The organism is Mesorhizobium sp. L-8-3 (assembly GCF_016756615.1).
GTDB lineage: Bacteria > Pseudomonadota > Alphaproteobacteria > Rhizobiales > Rhizobiaceae.
In genome coordinates, this window is sequence record NZ_AP023262.1 from 2930296 (window position 1) to 2944391 (window position 14096).

Genomic DNA, 14096 nt, shown 5'->3' on the forward strand with positions numbered 1-14096 from the left:
CCATACCGGGGTCGCCCCTGCGATCCCCGGGGTCGCCCCTGCGATCCCCGGGGTTGCCGGTGAAGAAGAAGTAGGATTCGGGACACTTGCTGAGTCCAACGCCTCCGTCGGCACCGGGCTGTGTGTCTCATCTTGCGAGGTTTGCGCCGCCCCTCATCCGCCTGCCCGTCCTCCGCAGCAGCTGCGGAGGACGGGCAGGCGGATGAGGGGCGGCGCAATGGTCGAGTGAGAGAGCGCGGTCCTGTAAAATACTGGGCAAAAACAGGACGGGCCTGTTATTCGACTTCACGCCTTCCGGGATGGCGACAGGGTCGTTCAGGCATAAGAGGATCGGGCGCGCCGCAACAGGTCCGTCCGGCGGGAGTCGCAAAACCTCGACAGTGAAAGGATGCGTCGGAAAATCGTCGATGCCGGCACCGCCGTCAACCCAAGATGCGGGGGGTCATCAAGAATTGATCGGCCGGCGGCAAACGGTCGAACTCGACCCTTTGATGTTAGAACCAGAACGACTGCTGCGCCCGATCCGGCGATCCGACATGCACGCCCTCGAGTTCCAGCATCCTCGCCTTGGCGGTCGAGCCGCCGGGCGCCGAAAAGCCGCCGATCTTGCCGCCGGCCGCCAGCACCCGGTGACACGGGATGATCAGCGCCACAGGGTTCCTGGCCATGGCCTGACCGACGTCGCGTGCCGCCTCCGGCCCGGCTCCAAGTTCCTTGGCCAGCGCGCCATAGGTGGTCGTGTGGCCCCAGCCGACGCGTCGCGCCGCATCGTAGATGCGCAGGAAGAATTCGTCCTGGTCGCCGAGATCGAGCGTGAAGCGTGAGAAGTCGATCGCCTCGCCGTCGAAATAGCGCCTGGTTTCGGCGATCGCCTCGGCTACGTCAGGCGTCGGCGTGCCCGGCCGCGCCTCCGGCATGCGGCGAAGAAGATTTCTCTCGGTTGCCGCGGCATCCCTGGTCGGTAGCTGGAAGCGCGTGATGCCGACATCGTTCCAGGCGATTCCGCAGAAGCCGGCCGATGTCTCGAAGATGGCGTAAGACTGCATTTTCTGGCCCATTGCATGGCCCTCGCGTTTCTCTGCCCTCAAGATCGTGCTTCGCGAGGCCTAACTCAACCCGATTCCTGCGCCATGCTGACAGCGAGCGACACCTTGCTGCGCTCCATCACCACCATCGTGCGGAAGCGCTTCACATTGCCCTCGGCGAAGAAGAGCTCACGCGTGAGCCGTTCATACTCGGCCATGTCGGCGACGTTGACGATCAGCACGAAATCGGCGTCGCCCGTCACGTAGTAGAGCTGCTGCACCTGAGGGCAGGCGGCGAGCCGGCGCTTCACCGCGTCGAGCAGGTCGAAGCGTTCGCTCTCCACCGTGACCTCGACGATGATGGTGATCGGCCGCCCGGCCTTGGCCGGGTCGACGACTGCGACATTGCCCGTGATCACGCCGGCAGATTCCAGAGCAGCGATGCGCCGGTTGACGGCGGACGGAGAAAGATGGACCGCTTCGCTGATGTCGCGCTGCGGCATTCGGTTGTCTTCCTGCAGCAGCGCCAGGATCTTGCGGTCGAACGCGTCGAGCATCGTTTTCTCCGATCGTGGGCGGATATTCCGGATATCCGAATCCTCGCGCAACACTGTCCCGAAATAATGGGCAAAACCCGGCACAATTCCCGCATTGCTTCGACTAATGTTGCGCCATTGGTTCAGCAAGGAGATTTTCGAGTGTTCCACGCAGTGACGGACAAAGGCCCGGCGCCGCGCCCCCAACTGGCTGCCGCGCTGGGCGACGAGGGGCGCGCGAAGGCGCAGGCTTTCCTCGAGGCGCTGCCAGGCTACCAGCCGACCCCGCTCGTCGCCCTGCCGGCGCTTGCCAGGGCGTCGGGGATCGGCGCGCTGCATGTCAAGGACGAAGGGAAGCGGTTGGGGCTGAAGAGCTTCAAGGCGCTCGGCGGCGCTTATGCGGTAATCTCGCTGGTGCTGGACGAGGCGAGCCGGCGTCTCGGCCGGCCCCTGACCCCGGCCGACATCACATCAAAGGAAGTCCGCGCGCTCGCGGCGAGCATGACAGTCGCCTGTGCCACCGACGGCAATCACGGCCGCTCCGTGGCCTGGGGCGCCGAGCTTGCCGGCACCGCCTGTGAAATCTTCATCCATGCCGGCGTTTCCGAAGGCCGGGCGGCTGCGATGGCGACCTTCGGCGCGCATATCAACCGAGTGCAGGGCTCCTATGACGATTCCGTCGCGCTCGCCGCCGAGATGGCCAGGGAACATGGCTGGACTGTCGTTTCGGACACGTCGTGGGAAGGCTATGAGACGATCCCATTGACCGTCATGCAGGGCTATACCGCGATGATCGGCGAGGCGCTCGACGCATTGGCCGAGCCGCCCACCCATTTGTTCCTGCAGGCCGGCGTCGGCGGCATGGCCGCAGCCGTCGCATCCTACGCGACGCAGCGCCTGGGCGCCGCAGCGCCGAAAGTGACCGTCGTTGAGCCCGCGCGCGCCGCTTGCCTCCATGCGACCGCCAAGGCTGGAAAGCTCGTGACGATCCCTCACGGCGAGCCGACCGTCATGGCGATGCTCGAATGCGCCACCCCGTCGCCGATCGGCTGGGAGGTGCTTCGCCACCTGGTCGATGGCTATGTGACGCTCGAAGAGGATGAGGCTGTGGCCGCGATGAGGCGGCTGGCGCAGCCGCATGGACACGACCGGGCGATCGTTGCCGGCGAAAGCGGCGCGACCGGGCTTGCCGGCATGTTCGCCTGTCTCACCGATCCATCGGCGCGTGACCATCTCGGGCTCGGCGCTCATTCACGCATTCTCGTCTTCAACAGCGAAGGCGCGACCGATCCAACCATCTATGCCGATATCGTCGGCCGCAGCCCGGAAGAGGTGGCTTCATGAACAACGACCCCATCGAACTCCTGAAAGATCTCGTCGCGATCAATTCGGTCAATCCCGATCTCGTGCCCGGTGGCGCCGGGGAGGGCAAGATCGCCGATTTCTGCGCGGCGTGGCTGCGGGAACGCGGGTTCGAGGTGCATCGCATCGAAGAGCATGCGGGTCGTCCGTCGATCGTGGGCATTGCACGCGGAAGCGGGGGCGGCCGTTCCCTGATGTTCAACGGGCACTACGACACCGTCTCGATCGCCAGCTACGACGGCGACGCCCTCGATCCCGTCATCCGCGACGGCAAGCTTTTCGGCCGAGGTTCCTTCGACATGAAGGGCGGCGTGGCGGCCATGATGGTCGCAGCGGCACGGGCCAGGGAGAACAGGCTGCGCGGCGACATTCTCGTCGCCTGCGTCGCCGACGAGGAGTATGCCTCCTTCGGCAGCGAGGAGGTCGCCGCGCGGTTCAAGGCCGACGCCGCGATCGTAACGGAGCCCAGCCATCACGAACTGACGACAGCCCATCGCGGTTTCGTCTGGTTCGACGTCATCGTGCAGGGCCGCGCCGCGCATGGGTCGCGCCCAGAACTCGGCATCGATGCGATCGTCAAGGCCGGCAAGTTCCTCGTCGCGCTCGAAGAGCTCGACAAGCGCCTGCGCGCGAATCCGACGCATCCGCTGCTCGGATCGGGCTCCGTCCATGCCTCGCTGATCAAGGGCGGGGAGGAGCTTTCGAGCTATCCGGCCGAATGCCGCATTTCGCTGGAACGGCGCACCATTCCCGGCGAGAACGCGGCCACCGTGGCGGCCGAACTGCAGGCCATCATCGCCGCCATCGCCGCCGCCGATCCCGATTTCAAGGCGACGCTCGCCGTCGGTCTCGAGCGTCCGCCCTTCGAGGTTGCGGAAAGCGAGCCCATCGTCGCCACGCTCGACCGCATCGCGACGGAGCGGCTCGGGAAACGCCCGGCGCGCCGCGGCGAGCCGTTCTGGACCGACTGCGCCATACTGCAGGGGGCAGGCATTCCCTGCGTCATGTTCGGAGCCGACGGCGGCGGAGCCCATGCGGCCTCGGAATGGGCCGAGGTGAGATCCGTCGAGACGCTTGCCGATATCCTGACCGACACAGCGGTTTCGTTCTGCGGATAATGTCGCCCCTTGTTGGCGTTGCCTGAACCGTGTCAGCGCGGTTCAGGCCGGATCTGCGGCGTGACAGCAAACGTCTCCACCGTGCTGCCGCGGATAGCGGTCACAGCGAGCGATTGGCCGATCCTGTCACCTGTGAGCATGCGGATCAGGTCGTCGACGCCGGTGACGGCGCGTCCGTCGATCGCGGCGATGACGTCGCCCTCCCGCAACCCGGCTCGTGCCGCCGGACCGGCCAGTTCGACCTTCCGGAGCCTGACCGCAGTGTCGCTGAGGACGCGGGTCGCCAGCGCCGCCCGCCGCGGCAGAACGACCGTATCGGCCGAAATGCCGATGAAGGCGCGCCGCACGCGGCCGTGACGGATGATCTCCGAGACGACATGGCTGGCGGTGTTCGACGCGACCGCGAAGGCGATGCCCTGCGCGCCGAGGATGATCGCGGTGTTGACGCCGATCACCTCGCCGGTCGAGGCGACCAGCGGTCCGCCGGAATTGCCGGGATTGAGCGCGGCGTCGGTCTGCACCACGTCGTCGATCAGCCGCCCGGTCGAGGAACGCATCGAGCGGCCGAGCGCCGAGACCACGCCAGCCGTCACCGTCCATTCGAAGCCGAGCGGATTGCCGATGGCGATCGCGATCTGTCCGCGCCGCAGCGTCTTGGAATCGCCAAGCCGCGCTACGACCGGGAAGCGCCCGTCGGCGCGGATGAGAGCGATGTCGGTATCGAGGTCGCTGCCGAGCACCCGGCCCTCGGCCGAACCGCCGCCGGGGGTGATCACCCGCACCCTTCCGGCGTCCGCCACGACATGGCTGTTGGTGACGATCAGTCCGTCGGGCGAGATGACGAAGCCCGAACCGTGGCCGGCCCTGCCGCCGATCTGCTCGATGCGCGCCACCGCCGGCCCGACCCGGTCCACCGCGTCCGCGACCGAACGGGAATAGGCGTCGAGCAGTGTTGCGTCGTCGTCGAGATGGAGTGCTGCCTCGCCCATGGTGACCCTCCGTCCCCGGCCTGTCGCGCGGCGACAGGCTGCAGGTTCTTGTTTCGCGCATGTCCTTTTCCCGAAAACGCTGCACATTTTCGGGAGACATGCCCGGAGTTCATTCGCTTCCTATATGTGCGGAGCGCGGCAGGCCCGTGCGACCTGCCCGAATGGCCAGTCTAGCCGTCTGGCGAGTAGGAAAGGGCGCGTACCTGGGCGATATCTGGGACCATCGAGCCCAGGAGGCGAATATGAGCAAATTCAATCTTCCGGACTTCTCCCGCGCGGTGACCGATCTCGCGCAATCGGCCGCTCCGGCGCTGGCAAGCCTCGACGTCCATCCGCGCCATAGCGTCAGCGCCTTCCATTGGCGCGACGGCCTCTATATCACTGCGGAAGAAGTCGTCGATTCCGGGGACGATCTGCAGATCGTGCTGCATGAGGGCGTGACGGCAAAGGCCGAGCTTGTTGGCCGCGACCCGTCGACCGGCATCGCGCTCGTCAGGCCGGAGGGCGTGAAGGCACCCGATGTGTTCACTCCGGCCAAGGATGTCAGGGCCGGCAGTCTCGCCGTGATCGTGGGCCAGGGCGGCACGTCGCCGCTCGTCGCCTTCGGCACGGTCAACGAGGCGGGCCCGTCGTGGCGCAGCATGCGCGGTGGCCTCATCGACCGCCGTATCGGCCTTGCCGCTCCGCTCGACGGGCGTTTCGAAGGTGCGGCGGCGCTCGACGGTGCCGGCGCCCTGATCGGCCTCGTCCTCTTCGGTCCACGCAGGAGGCCTTTGGTGATCCCTGCCGGGACGATCGAGCGGACCGCGACCGCCCTGAAGGACAAAGGCCATGTCGCGCGCGGCTACCTTGGCGCCGGCCTGCATCCCGTCCGCCACGCCTCGGTTCGGGGTGCGATGGTGATGAGCCTCGACGATGATGGTCCGGCCCGGGCAGCGGGCCTGCATCTGGGCGACATCATCACCGCATGGGACGGCGAGGCAATCGACGGTCCGCGCGACCTCTTGCGTCAACTCGGGCCCGACAGCGTCGGCTCGACGGTACCACTCGCCATCCTGCGGGGCGGCGAGAAGCGGGAGATCTCCGTCACGGTCGGCTCCCGGCCCATGAACTGAGGAGACGATGGCCGGTATCCTGACCATCCAGCTCGCGCTCGCCGATCACGGCCGGGAAGAGGAACTGGCCGTCGCGCTCTCGGAGGAGCGCGGCATCACCGTCGTGCATGAGGGCGACCTCGAGTCGTCGGCTCATGCCGATGTCGTGGTGACCGACAGCGCTCCACAGGACGGCGGAACGCCGCATGTGCTGTGGGGCGGCAAGGCCGGAGACGGCACCGACGTCCATGCGAGCCTTCCGGCCAGGACCCCTGTCGAAGTCGTGATCGCCGCGGCGCGGCTCGCCGCTGCAGGCTATCGGCTGGTCGGGGGCAAAAGCCGCAGGGTGGAGACGGGCGACGATCTCGCGGACATGCCGTTGCCGGCCAGGCTTCATCTCAGCGCGCGCGAGCGCGAGGTGTTGGCGCTGCTGGCCGAAGGCGCGCCGAACAAGGTGATCGCCCGCCGCCTCGGCATCTCCGTCCACACCGCGAAGTTCCATGTCGCGGCCGTCGTCGCCAAGCTCGGCGCGGCGAACCGTACCGAGGCGATCGGCATCGCCATGCGTGAAGGACTGGTGCTTATCTGAGCGCGATGAGTGATGCCAAGGGTCGGTCCTATGACCGTCGGAGGCGCGAAAGCCGAGCGGCCTGTTGAGACTTGCTGTGAACTCGACGTCAGATCGCCATGATGCCGCCGTCGACCGACAGCGTATGGCCGGTCATGAAGGAATTCTTCGGGTCGGCGGCGAACAGGATGACCTCGACCACCTCGTCGACCTCGGCGACACGCTTCATCGGCACGCCGCGCGTCAGCTCCGTATGGGCATCCTTCTCGTTGCCGCCCGCGAGCCTGACGAAATCGCCGACCATCTGGGTGCGGGCGAAAGACGGGCACACCGCGTTGACGCGAATGCCGCGGGTTGCATATTCCGACGCGGCCGAGCGCGTCAGGCCCACGACGCCGTGCTTGGCCGCGGCATAGACCGAGAGCCGCGCTGCGCCCGCCAGACCCGCGACCGAGGCGATGTTGACGATGGTGCCGCCTGCGCCCGTCGTGCGGAACTGCTTCTCCATGACCGGGATCTGATGCTTCATGGCGTAGAAGACGCCGAGCAGGTCGATCTCGATGATGCGCCTTGCCTCGTCGGACGGTACCTGCGGCAGCTTGACGAAGCTCTGGGCTATGCCGGCATTGTTGATCGCGATGTCGAGCTGGCCGAAGCGCTTGACGGCGAGTTCGACCAGGGCCTCGGAGAGGTCTTCCCGGGCGACATCGCCGGCGAGCGTGGCCGCCCCTCCCGGCAATCGCTCGGCCAGATCGTCGAGGGCCTTCGGATCAATGTCCGAAAGCACCAGCCTGGCGCCGTCGGCGGCAAGCCTTTCCGCCAGCCGACGGCCGAACCCGCCCGTCGCTCCGGTCACCAGAACGCTACGCCCCTCGAAACGACTCATGCCTGCTTGTCCCCGTCGATAGACTGCACGGCGAGCGCGGAGAGAAGTCTCACCGCTTCGCCATATGTCCGAGCCTTTTCGGGGTTCGAGGCATTCCCGTCAAGCGCCCGTTTGTAGACACCCTGGCAGATCGCTGCGAGACGAAAGAAAGAAAAGCACAAATAGAACGTCCAGTTCCTGATGCCGTCGATCTTGCGGCGTTCGCAATATCGCCCGACATAGGCCTCTTCGTCGGGTATGCCCAAGCTTGCCCGGTCGATGCCGGCAAGGCCACGGAAGCCGGACGAATGCGGCAGGCGCCATTGCATGCATTGATAGGCGATATCCGCATAGGGGTGGCCGAGCGTCGACAACTCCCAGTCGAGCACCGCGATTACCTGCGGCCGGTCGGGTGCGAAGATCATGTTGTCGAGCCGATAGTCGCCGTGGACGAGCGACACCAGGCCGTCATCTTCGGGCAGATGTTCTTCCAGCCAGGCGATCAGTCGATCCATGTCGGCGATCGCGTCCGTCTCGGAGGCGCGGTACTGACTGGTCCAGCGGCCGAGCTGGCGTTCGAAATAGCTGCCCGGCTTGCCGAAATCGGCGAGGCCGGCGGCCTCGATATCGACATCGTGCAGCGCCGCCAGGGTGCCGTTCATCGCGTCGTAGATCGCGGCGCGCCCGGTATTGTCGGCCGCTTCGGGCAGGGCGGGATCCCAGAGGATGCGGCCTTCGACGAAGGCCATGACGTAGAACATGCGGCCGATCGGCGAGTCTTCCCCGGAAAGATGCAGCACAGGCGGCACCGGCACGGCTGTCGCCGCCAGGGTCTTCATGACCCGGAACTCCCGGTCGACCTGGTGGGCGGATTTGAGCAGCGCGCCCGGCGGCTTGGCCCGCAGCACATAGCGTCCGCTGCGGGCGGTCAGGAGATAGGTCGGGTTGGACTGGCCCGAACTGAACTTCTCGATGTTCTGCAGTCCCGAAAAGCCCGGTATGTGGGCTTCGAGATAGGGGGCCAAGGCCGCCTGGTCGAGCGCGTTCGGATCACTCATGTTTCCTCGGGCTCCAGCTTGGTCAGCGTCAGCCAGCGCGCGGTGAGCGCCGGCTTCGGCGAATTCTCGATCTCGATGGTCACGTCGTAGTCGATATGCACCCATCCCGAGGGGCGCGCATTCACATTGGCCAGCACGAAGCGGGTCCTGATCCGGGCGCCCGACTTCACCGGGGTGATGAAGCGGATCTTGTCGAAGCCGTGATTGATGCCCACGCCCGCCCCTTCGAGCGGCGGCAAGGTCTCGAAGGTCATGGCGGAGAGCAGCGACAACGACAGGAAGCCGTGGGCGATGGTACCACCGAACGGCGTTTCCCGGGCGGCGCGCTCGGGGTCGACATGGATGAACTGGTGATCGTCGGTCGCATCGGCGAACTGGTCGATCATCTGCTGGCTGACGACACGCCAGGGCGAGAGGCCGATCTCCTTGCCCTGGTTGGCCACGAGTTCGTCGAAACTAACGGTCTTCAAGCTTTTCTCTTCCCGCCATAACGCCGGCGCGGGCCTCAGGAATCCGCTCGGATGCGTGGCGGCATGGCGGAAGCTTGAAGTCCATCACCGGTCATTCCTTGAACAGCGTCATTCCATGCTGGACGGACTGGCCGCCGTCGATCGGAACAATCGCGCCGGTCACGTAGCTGCCGGCGCGGCTGCACAGATACAGCGTCGCGCCGGCAATGTCATCCGGCGCGCCGATCCTGCCGATCGGGACATGCCCGCCGACCCTTGCCGCCTGATCGTCCGTAGCCGTGGCGAAGGCCGTCATGCGGCTCTGGAAAGGACCGGGAGCGAAGGCGTTGACCGTGATGCGCCGCGCCGCGAGCTCATTGGCCAGGGTGCGCGTGAGATGATGCACCGCAGCCTTCGAGGCGGTGTAGGAGTAGGCGTCGTCGGCGAGCGGCTGCGTGCCCATGACCGAGCCGAGATTGATCACCCGCGCGGGGTCGCGGTCGCTCGCCGCCTTGTCGAGCAGCGGCAGCAGTTCCCGCGTCAGGTGGAACAGGCCCGTGACATTGACGTTCAGCACCTTGGCCCAGGCGTGGTAGGGGAAGGTTGCTAGCGGCTCGCCCCAGGACACGCCGGCATTGTTGATGAGGATGTTCAGCCGGTCCGTCCTGCGCTTCACCTCCTCGACCAGCGCCGCGATGCCCGCTTCCGTGCCGACGTCTCCGGCAAATCCCATGGCCTTGCCCGCTGCGCCCAGCGCGTTGAGCTCGTCGGCGACGCGTTCGCAGTCGCCGCCCTTGCGCGATGCGATCATCACATCGGCGCCCGCCTTGACCAGGGCCGTCGCCGCCATGCGACCGATGCCGGTTGCAGCGCCCGTCACCAGCGCGGTCTTGCCCGAGACCGAAAAGAGTTCGTCCAGATATGACATCGATCCTCCTCGCCTGCTGTTTTTTCCGGACGCCCGTTGCGGCCGCGTTGACAACATACCGGGTAGTATGTTCATCATTTGATTGTCCGTAAAGACCCCCGGAGGCCGCGAGGCGGCGATATGGGGGCGGGCGGTGAACGGCGAGGGAGGATTCGAGCCGCATGACGCTCAGCGTCAGGGAGCATATCCAGGACAGCGCACGCGCCGACATCCTTTGGGCGGCGGCGAACTGCTTCATGGAGCACGGCTACAACGCCACTTCCATCGATGACGTCGCGCGCAGCCTCGGTGCCACCAAAGGCCGGATCTATCACTATTATCCATCGAAGGCCGACCTGTTCGCCGATGTCTACCGCACCGGCATGGACATGAACTACGCTGCCGTCGAACCCTACAGGAACCTTCCCCTCGGCCCGCTCGAGAAGTGGACCAAGATGGCGAATGCCCATGTCAACCAGATGGTCGCGACCCGGCAGTTCCAGCGGGCGGTCTGGGAAGGGGTGGAACTGCATCTGCGCGGCGCCACCACGCCGCATCAGCGCGAGGTCCTGGGCGCGCTACTGCAATACCGGACCGACTACGGCCGCATCTTCCGGGAGATTCTTGCCGAAGGACGCGAGGCCGGGGTCTTTCGTTTCGAGAACATCAGCATTGCCAACCAGATCATGTTCATAACCCTGAACTCGCCGATCTTCTGGTACACGCCGCGTCCCGGCGAGACCGAGGGGGATGTTGCGGCGATCGTTCGGCAAATCGTGACTTTCGCGCTGCGCGGCCTCGGCGCCAAGGAGGACTGAACGATGTCGGAGATGAATCTCGGCATGACGGAACGGCTGAAGCCGATCCATGAACGAGTGAGTCGCATGGTCCGAGAGGAGATCATGCCGCTCGACGAGGAATTCCTGGCCGAAGTCGGCAAGGGCGGAGACCGCTGGGCCTTCACGCCGCGCCAGACGGAGATCCTCGAAGGGCTGAAGGCGAAAGCCCGCGAGCGCGGCCTGTGGAATTTCTGGCTGACCGATTCGGAACGGGGATACGGGCTCACCACCGTCGAATATGCCTATCTCGCCGAGGAGATGGGCAAGGCCCATCTCGGCGCGGAAGTGTTCAACTGCTCCGCACCCGACACCGGCAACATGGAAGTCTTCGAGCGCTACGGCAGCGCCGAGCACAAGGAGAAGTGGCTGAAGCCGCTGCTCGAGGGCAAGATCCGCTCGGCCTTCCTGATGACCGAGCCCGACGTCGCCTCCTCCGACGCAACCAACATCTCGATGCGTTGCGAACGCGACGGCGACGACTATGTGCTTGATGGCGAGAAATGGTGGTCATCGGGCGCAGGCGATCCGCGCTGCGCCATCTACATCGTCATGGTGCGCACCGCGCATGACGGGCCGAAGCACAGGCAGCATTCGATGATCCTGGTGCCGTCGGACACGAAAGGCATCACCAGGCTGCGCGCCATGAAGGTCTATGGCGACGACGATGCGCCGCATGGTCATCTGCATTTGCGCTTCGAGAATGTGCGCGTCCCGGCCGGGAACCTGCTGGTCGGCGAGGGAAGGGGCTTCGAGATTTCGCAGGGCCGGCTCGGGCCCGGCCGCATCCATCACTGCATGCGCGCCATCGGCCAGGCCGAAATGGCGCTGGAGCAGATGTGCCGCCGCTCCATGCGGCGCGAGGCTTTCGGCAAGCCGCTGGCGCAACTCGGCGCCAACTACGACATCATCGCCGAATGCCGCATGGAGATCGAAATGGCCCGGCTGCTCTGCCTGAAGGCGGCCTGGATGATGGACCAGGGCGACAGGGCGGCGGCCGCGCCGTGGATCAGCCAGATCAAGGTCGTGGCGCCACGCATGGCTCTGAAGGTCACCGACGAGGCGGTCCAGATGTTCGGCGCGCAGGGCATCAGCCAGGATACGCCGCTGGCGCGGTCGTGGACGCATCTTCGCACGCTGCGCCTGGCCGACGGGCCGGATGCGGTGCACCGCCGCCAGGTGGCGCGCGAGGAGTTGCGCAAATACACGCAGGAAAAGGTTTGAGGCTGAGATGAAGGCGATCGTCGCCCGCGAATATGGACCGGTCGAGAAGCTCGACTATGCCGACTGGCCGGAGCCCGAAGCCAAGGGCTCGACAGTGGTGATCGCCGCCGATGCGATCGGGGTCAACTTTCCCGACGGCCTGCTGGTCCAGGGTCTCTACCAGATGAAGCCGGCGCTGCCCTTCGTGCCCGGCATGGAAGTTGCTGGGACCGTCAGTGCAATCGGCCCCGACGTCCGGTCGGTGAAGCCGGGAGACCGCGTTGCGGCGCTTTCCTCCATCGGCGCCTATGCCGAGAAGGTGGGTGCGCCCGAGGCCACGGTAATGAAGCTGCCGGCGCAGCTTTCCAGCGAGGACGCCTGCGCGTTGATGTGCGGGTACGGAACGTCGCACCATGCGTTGAAGCAGCGCGCCAGGCTTCGGCCCGGCGAGACCCTTTGCGTGCTTGGCGCGTCTGGCGTCACCGGCATCGCCGCCGTGCAGATCGGCAAGATCATGGGCGCGACGGTCATCGGCGTCGCCTCTTCGGAAGAAAAGCGCGCGACGGCGCAGCAGGCCGGCGCCGACATCGTCATCGGCTATGAGAACCTGAAGGAGCGGCTCAAGGAAGTGACCGGGGGCAAGGGCGTCGATGTTGCCTTCGATCCGGTCGGCGGAGCCGCCTTCGACGGGCTTTCGCGCTCCATGGCCTGGGACGGCAGGCTGCTCGTTATCGGTTTCGCCTCCGGTACGATCCCTCAATTCCCTGTCAACCTGGCCCTGGTCAAGGGCTTCAGCATCGTCGGCGTGTTCTGGGGCGCCTTCACCCAGAAGGAGCCGAAGACCTATACGGAAAACATGCAGGAACTGATCGGCTGGTATCTCGCCGGCAAGGTCAAGCCGGTGATCGAGGGGACCTATCCGCTGTCCGGCGCGTCCGATGTCCTGAAGCGCGTGCTCGGCCGCGGGGCGGTCGGCAAGCTGATCCTCAAGCCTTGAACTCTGTCCAGCGGGGTCCGATGATGGCCATTCCCTCGGAAATGAAAGCGCTCCTCCTGAAGGGCGACGGCTACGCGGCGGTTCCCTCCGGCACCGTCCTGGAGGCCATGGAGCCTTATGTCGATTATGGCACGATCGCCGTTCCGTCGCCCGGGCCGAAGCAGCTTCTGATCAAGGTGAGCCTCGCCTCGATCAATCCCTCCGACGTCATGTTCTTAAAGGGCATGTACGGCCAGCCGCGCCTCAAGGGCCAGCCGGCCGGTTTCGAGGGCGTCGGCACGGTCGTGGCGGCGGGAGCCGATCCCCTGGCGCAGAGCCTTGCGGGCAAGCGGGTCGCCTTTGCGACGGGGCTCAGCAACTGGGGGAGTTGGGCCGACTATGCGGTCGCAGACGCCGCCGCCTGCATCCCGCTGATCGATACGGTGCGCGACGCCGACGGCGCGGCGATGATCGTCAATCCGCTCACCGCGATCGCCATGTTCGGCATCGTGCGCGAGGAGGGCGAGAAGGCCTTCGTCCTGACCGCCGGGGCAAGCCAGCTCTCCAAGCTCATCATGGGCGTGGCCAGGGATGAAGGCTTCCGTCCGATCGCGATCGTGCGGCGCGACGACCAGATCCCGCTTCTGAAGGACGCCGGCGCCACCCATGTGCTCAATGCCGAAGCGGCCGACTTCCAGACGGCGCTGCGCGAGGTGATGAAAGCCGAGCAGCCCCGCGTTTTCCTCGACGCCGTGACCGGGCCGCTCGCCTCGGCAATCTTCGACGCCATGCCCAAGCGCTCGCGCTGGATCATCTACGGACGGCTCGATCCCGACGCCACCGTCATCCGCGAGCCCGGCCATCTCATCTTCCAGCACAAGCGGATCGAAGGCTTCTGGCTCACCGAATGGATGCGCGGCTCGGCCGAGCGCCGTGTGGCTGCCGTGGTGGAGGCCCAGAAGCGGTTCTCCGACGGCCGCTGGAAGACGGCCGTGACGGCCGTCGTGCCGCTGGCCGAAGCCGTGGCACGGGTTCCGGGCGAACTCGCCAAGCCGAACGGAAAGGTGTTCATCGCGCCGTGACCGGCGCATCGAGGATAGAGACTTTCGT

Annotated in this window: 15 protein-coding genes; 8 read left to right on the forward strand and 7 right to left on the reverse strand. The window is 66.1% G+C overall.

The window, feature by feature from the left end:
• Positions 1-494: 494 nt before the first annotated feature.
• Both JN302_RS13765 and JN302_RS13770 read right to left on the reverse strand, forming a co-directional pair.
• A complete protein-coding gene (locus JN302_RS13765; RefSeq protein WP_202333260.1) occupies positions 495-1058 on the reverse strand; it encodes a methylated-DNA--[protein]-cysteine S-methyltransferase in 564 nt (187 codons plus the stop codon).
• Positions 1059-1111: 53 nt separating this feature from the next.
• Positions 1112-1582: an Lrp/AsnC family transcriptional regulator gene (locus JN302_RS13770; protein WP_202312858.1), complete on the reverse strand. Its 471-nt coding sequence runs from the start codon at positions 1580-1582 to the stop codon at positions 1112-1114.
• A 141-nt stretch (positions 1583-1723) separates the two neighbouring features.
• Here JN302_RS13770 and JN302_RS13775 point away from each other — a divergent pair, with 141 nt between their 5' ends.
• Positions 1724-2905 carry a diaminopropionate ammonia-lyase gene (locus JN302_RS13775; protein ID WP_244846320.1) on the forward strand — a complete coding sequence of 394 codons (1182 nt, stop codon included), beginning with the start codon at positions 1724-1726 and terminating at the stop codon, positions 2903-2905.
• Positions 2902-4041 carry an ArgE/DapE family deacylase gene (locus tag JN302_RS13780; protein WP_202333262.1) on the forward strand — a complete coding sequence of 380 codons (1140 nt, stop codon included), beginning with the start codon at positions 2902-2904 and terminating at the stop codon, positions 4039-4041. The genes JN302_RS13775 and JN302_RS13780 overlap by 4 nt, the downstream gene beginning before the upstream one ends.
• 32 nt (positions 4042-4073) lie before the next feature.
• On the opposite strand, the gene JN302_RS13785 is transcribed toward JN302_RS13780, so the two are convergent.
• On the reverse strand, positions 4074-5030 hold the full coding sequence (locus JN302_RS13785) for a S1C family serine protease (RefSeq protein WP_202333263.1): 957 nt from the start codon (positions 5028-5030) through the stop codon (positions 4074-4076).
• A 242-nt stretch (positions 5031-5272) separates the two neighbouring features.
• Between JN302_RS13785 and JN302_RS13790 the strand changes: the two genes are divergently transcribed.
• Entirely contained in the window at positions 5273-6145 is an 873-nt protein-coding gene (locus JN302_RS13790) for a S1C family serine protease (protein ID WP_202333264.1), read from the forward strand.
• A gap of 7 nt (positions 6146-6152) precedes the next feature.
• Complete coding sequence (locus JN302_RS13795; RefSeq protein WP_202333265.1) at positions 6153-6713, forward strand: helix-turn-helix transcriptional regulator; 561 nt, start codon at positions 6153-6155, stop codon at positions 6711-6713.
• Positions 6714-6801: 88 nt separating this feature from the next.
• Here the strand turns inward: JN302_RS13795 and JN302_RS13800 are convergent, their stop codons facing one another.
• The 4 genes from JN302_RS13800 to JN302_RS13815 all read right to left on the reverse strand — a co-directional run bounded on the left by JN302_RS13800 (position 6802) and on the right by JN302_RS13815 (position 9992).
• Positions 6802-7578 carry an SDR family NAD(P)-dependent oxidoreductase gene (locus tag JN302_RS13800; RefSeq protein WP_202312867.1) on the reverse strand — a complete coding sequence of 259 codons (777 nt, stop codon included), beginning with the start codon at positions 7576-7578 and terminating at the stop codon, positions 6802-6804.
• The gene (locus tag JN302_RS13805) at positions 7575-8615 is read right to left on the reverse strand and encodes a phosphotransferase family protein (RefSeq protein ID WP_202333266.1); all 1041 of its coding nucleotides are present in this window, start codon (positions 8613-8615) and stop codon (positions 7575-7577) included. Before JN302_RS13805 ends, JN302_RS13800 begins: the two co-directional genes overlap by 4 nt.
• Entirely contained in the window at positions 8612-9085 is a 474-nt protein-coding gene (locus tag JN302_RS13810) for a MaoC family dehydratase (protein WP_202333267.1), read from the reverse strand. Before JN302_RS13810 ends, JN302_RS13805 begins: the two co-directional genes overlap by 4 nt.
• Before the next feature lie 91 nt (positions 9086-9176).
• Complete coding sequence (locus JN302_RS13815) at positions 9177-9992, reverse strand: SDR family oxidoreductase (RefSeq protein WP_202333268.1); 816 nt, start codon at positions 9990-9992, stop codon at positions 9177-9179.
• A 161-nt stretch (positions 9993-10153) separates the two neighbouring features.
• Between JN302_RS13815 and JN302_RS13820 the strand changes: the two genes are divergently transcribed.
• Genes JN302_RS13820 through JN302_RS13835 form a run of 4 tightly spaced genes read left to right on the forward strand, consistent with a single transcriptional unit; the run spans position 10154 to position 14068 of the window.
• Positions 10154-10789 carry a TetR/AcrR family transcriptional regulator gene (locus JN302_RS13820; RefSeq protein WP_202333269.1) on the forward strand — a complete coding sequence of 212 codons (636 nt, stop codon included), beginning with the start codon at positions 10154-10156 and terminating at the stop codon, positions 10787-10789.
• A 3-nt stretch (positions 10790-10792) separates the two neighbouring features.
• Positions 10793-12031: an acyl-CoA dehydrogenase family protein gene (locus tag JN302_RS13825; protein WP_202333270.1), complete on the forward strand. Its 1239-nt coding sequence runs from the start codon at positions 10793-10795 to the stop codon at positions 12029-12031.
• A 7-nt stretch (positions 12032-12038) separates the two neighbouring features.
• On the forward strand, positions 12039-13007 hold the full coding sequence (locus JN302_RS13830) for an NADPH:quinone oxidoreductase family protein (protein ID WP_202333271.1): 969 nt from the start codon (positions 12039-12041) through the stop codon (positions 13005-13007).
• Between the two features lie 23 nt (positions 13008-13030).
• Positions 13031-14068 carry a zinc-binding dehydrogenase gene (locus JN302_RS13835; protein ID WP_202334281.1) on the forward strand — a complete coding sequence of 346 codons (1038 nt, stop codon included), beginning with the start codon at positions 13031-13033 and terminating at the stop codon, positions 14066-14068.
• Positions 14069-14096 lie beyond the last annotated feature (28 nt).

Bases quoted from the DNA above. Each gene is read 5' to 3' on its own strand.
- JN302_RS13835 (WP_202334281.1), top strand. From the start codon at position 13,031: ATGGCCATTCCCTCGGAAATGAAAGCGCTCCTCCTGAAGGGCGACGGC.
- JN302_RS13790 (WP_202333264.1), top strand. From the start codon at position 5,273: ATGAGCAAATTCAATCTTCCGGACTTCTCCCGCGCGGTGACCGATCTC.
- JN302_RS13785 (WP_202333263.1), bottom strand. From the start codon at position 5,030: ATGGGCGAGGCAGCACTCCATCTCGACGACGACGCAACACTGCTCGAC.
- JN302_RS13780 (WP_202333262.1), top strand. From the start codon at position 2,902: ATGAACAACGACCCCATCGAACTCCTGAAAGATCTCGTCGCGATCAAT.
- JN302_RS13770 (WP_202312858.1), bottom strand. From the start codon at position 1,582: ATGCTCGACGCGTTCGACCGCAAGATCCTGGCGCTGCTGCAGGAAGAC.
- JN302_RS13830 (WP_202333271.1), top strand. From the start codon at position 12,039: ATGAAGGCGATCGTCGCCCGCGAATATGGACCGGTCGAGAAGCTCGAC.
- JN302_RS13825 (WP_202333270.1), top strand. From the start codon at position 10,793: ATGTCGGAGATGAATCTCGGCATGACGGAACGGCTGAAGCCGATCCAT.
- JN302_RS13795 (WP_202333265.1), top strand. From the start codon at position 6,153: ATGGCCGGTATCCTGACCATCCAGCTCGCGCTCGCCGATCACGGCCGG.
- JN302_RS13765 (WP_202333260.1), bottom strand. From the start codon at position 1,058: ATGGGCCAGAAAATGCAGTCTTACGCCATCTTCGAGACATCGGCCGGC.
- JN302_RS13815 (WP_202333268.1), bottom strand. From the start codon at position 9,992: ATGTCATATCTGGACGAACTCTTTTCGGTCTCGGGCAAGACCGCGCTG.
- JN302_RS13805 (WP_202333266.1), bottom strand. From the start codon at position 8,615: ATGAGTGATCCGAACGCGCTCGACCAGGCGGCCTTGGCCCCCTATCTC.
- JN302_RS13820 (WP_202333269.1), top strand. From the start codon at position 10,154: ATGACGCTCAGCGTCAGGGAGCATATCCAGGACAGCGCACGCGCCGAC.
- JN302_RS13800 (WP_202312867.1), bottom strand. From the start codon at position 7,578: ATGAGTCGTTTCGAGGGGCGTAGCGTTCTGGTGACCGGAGCGACGGGC.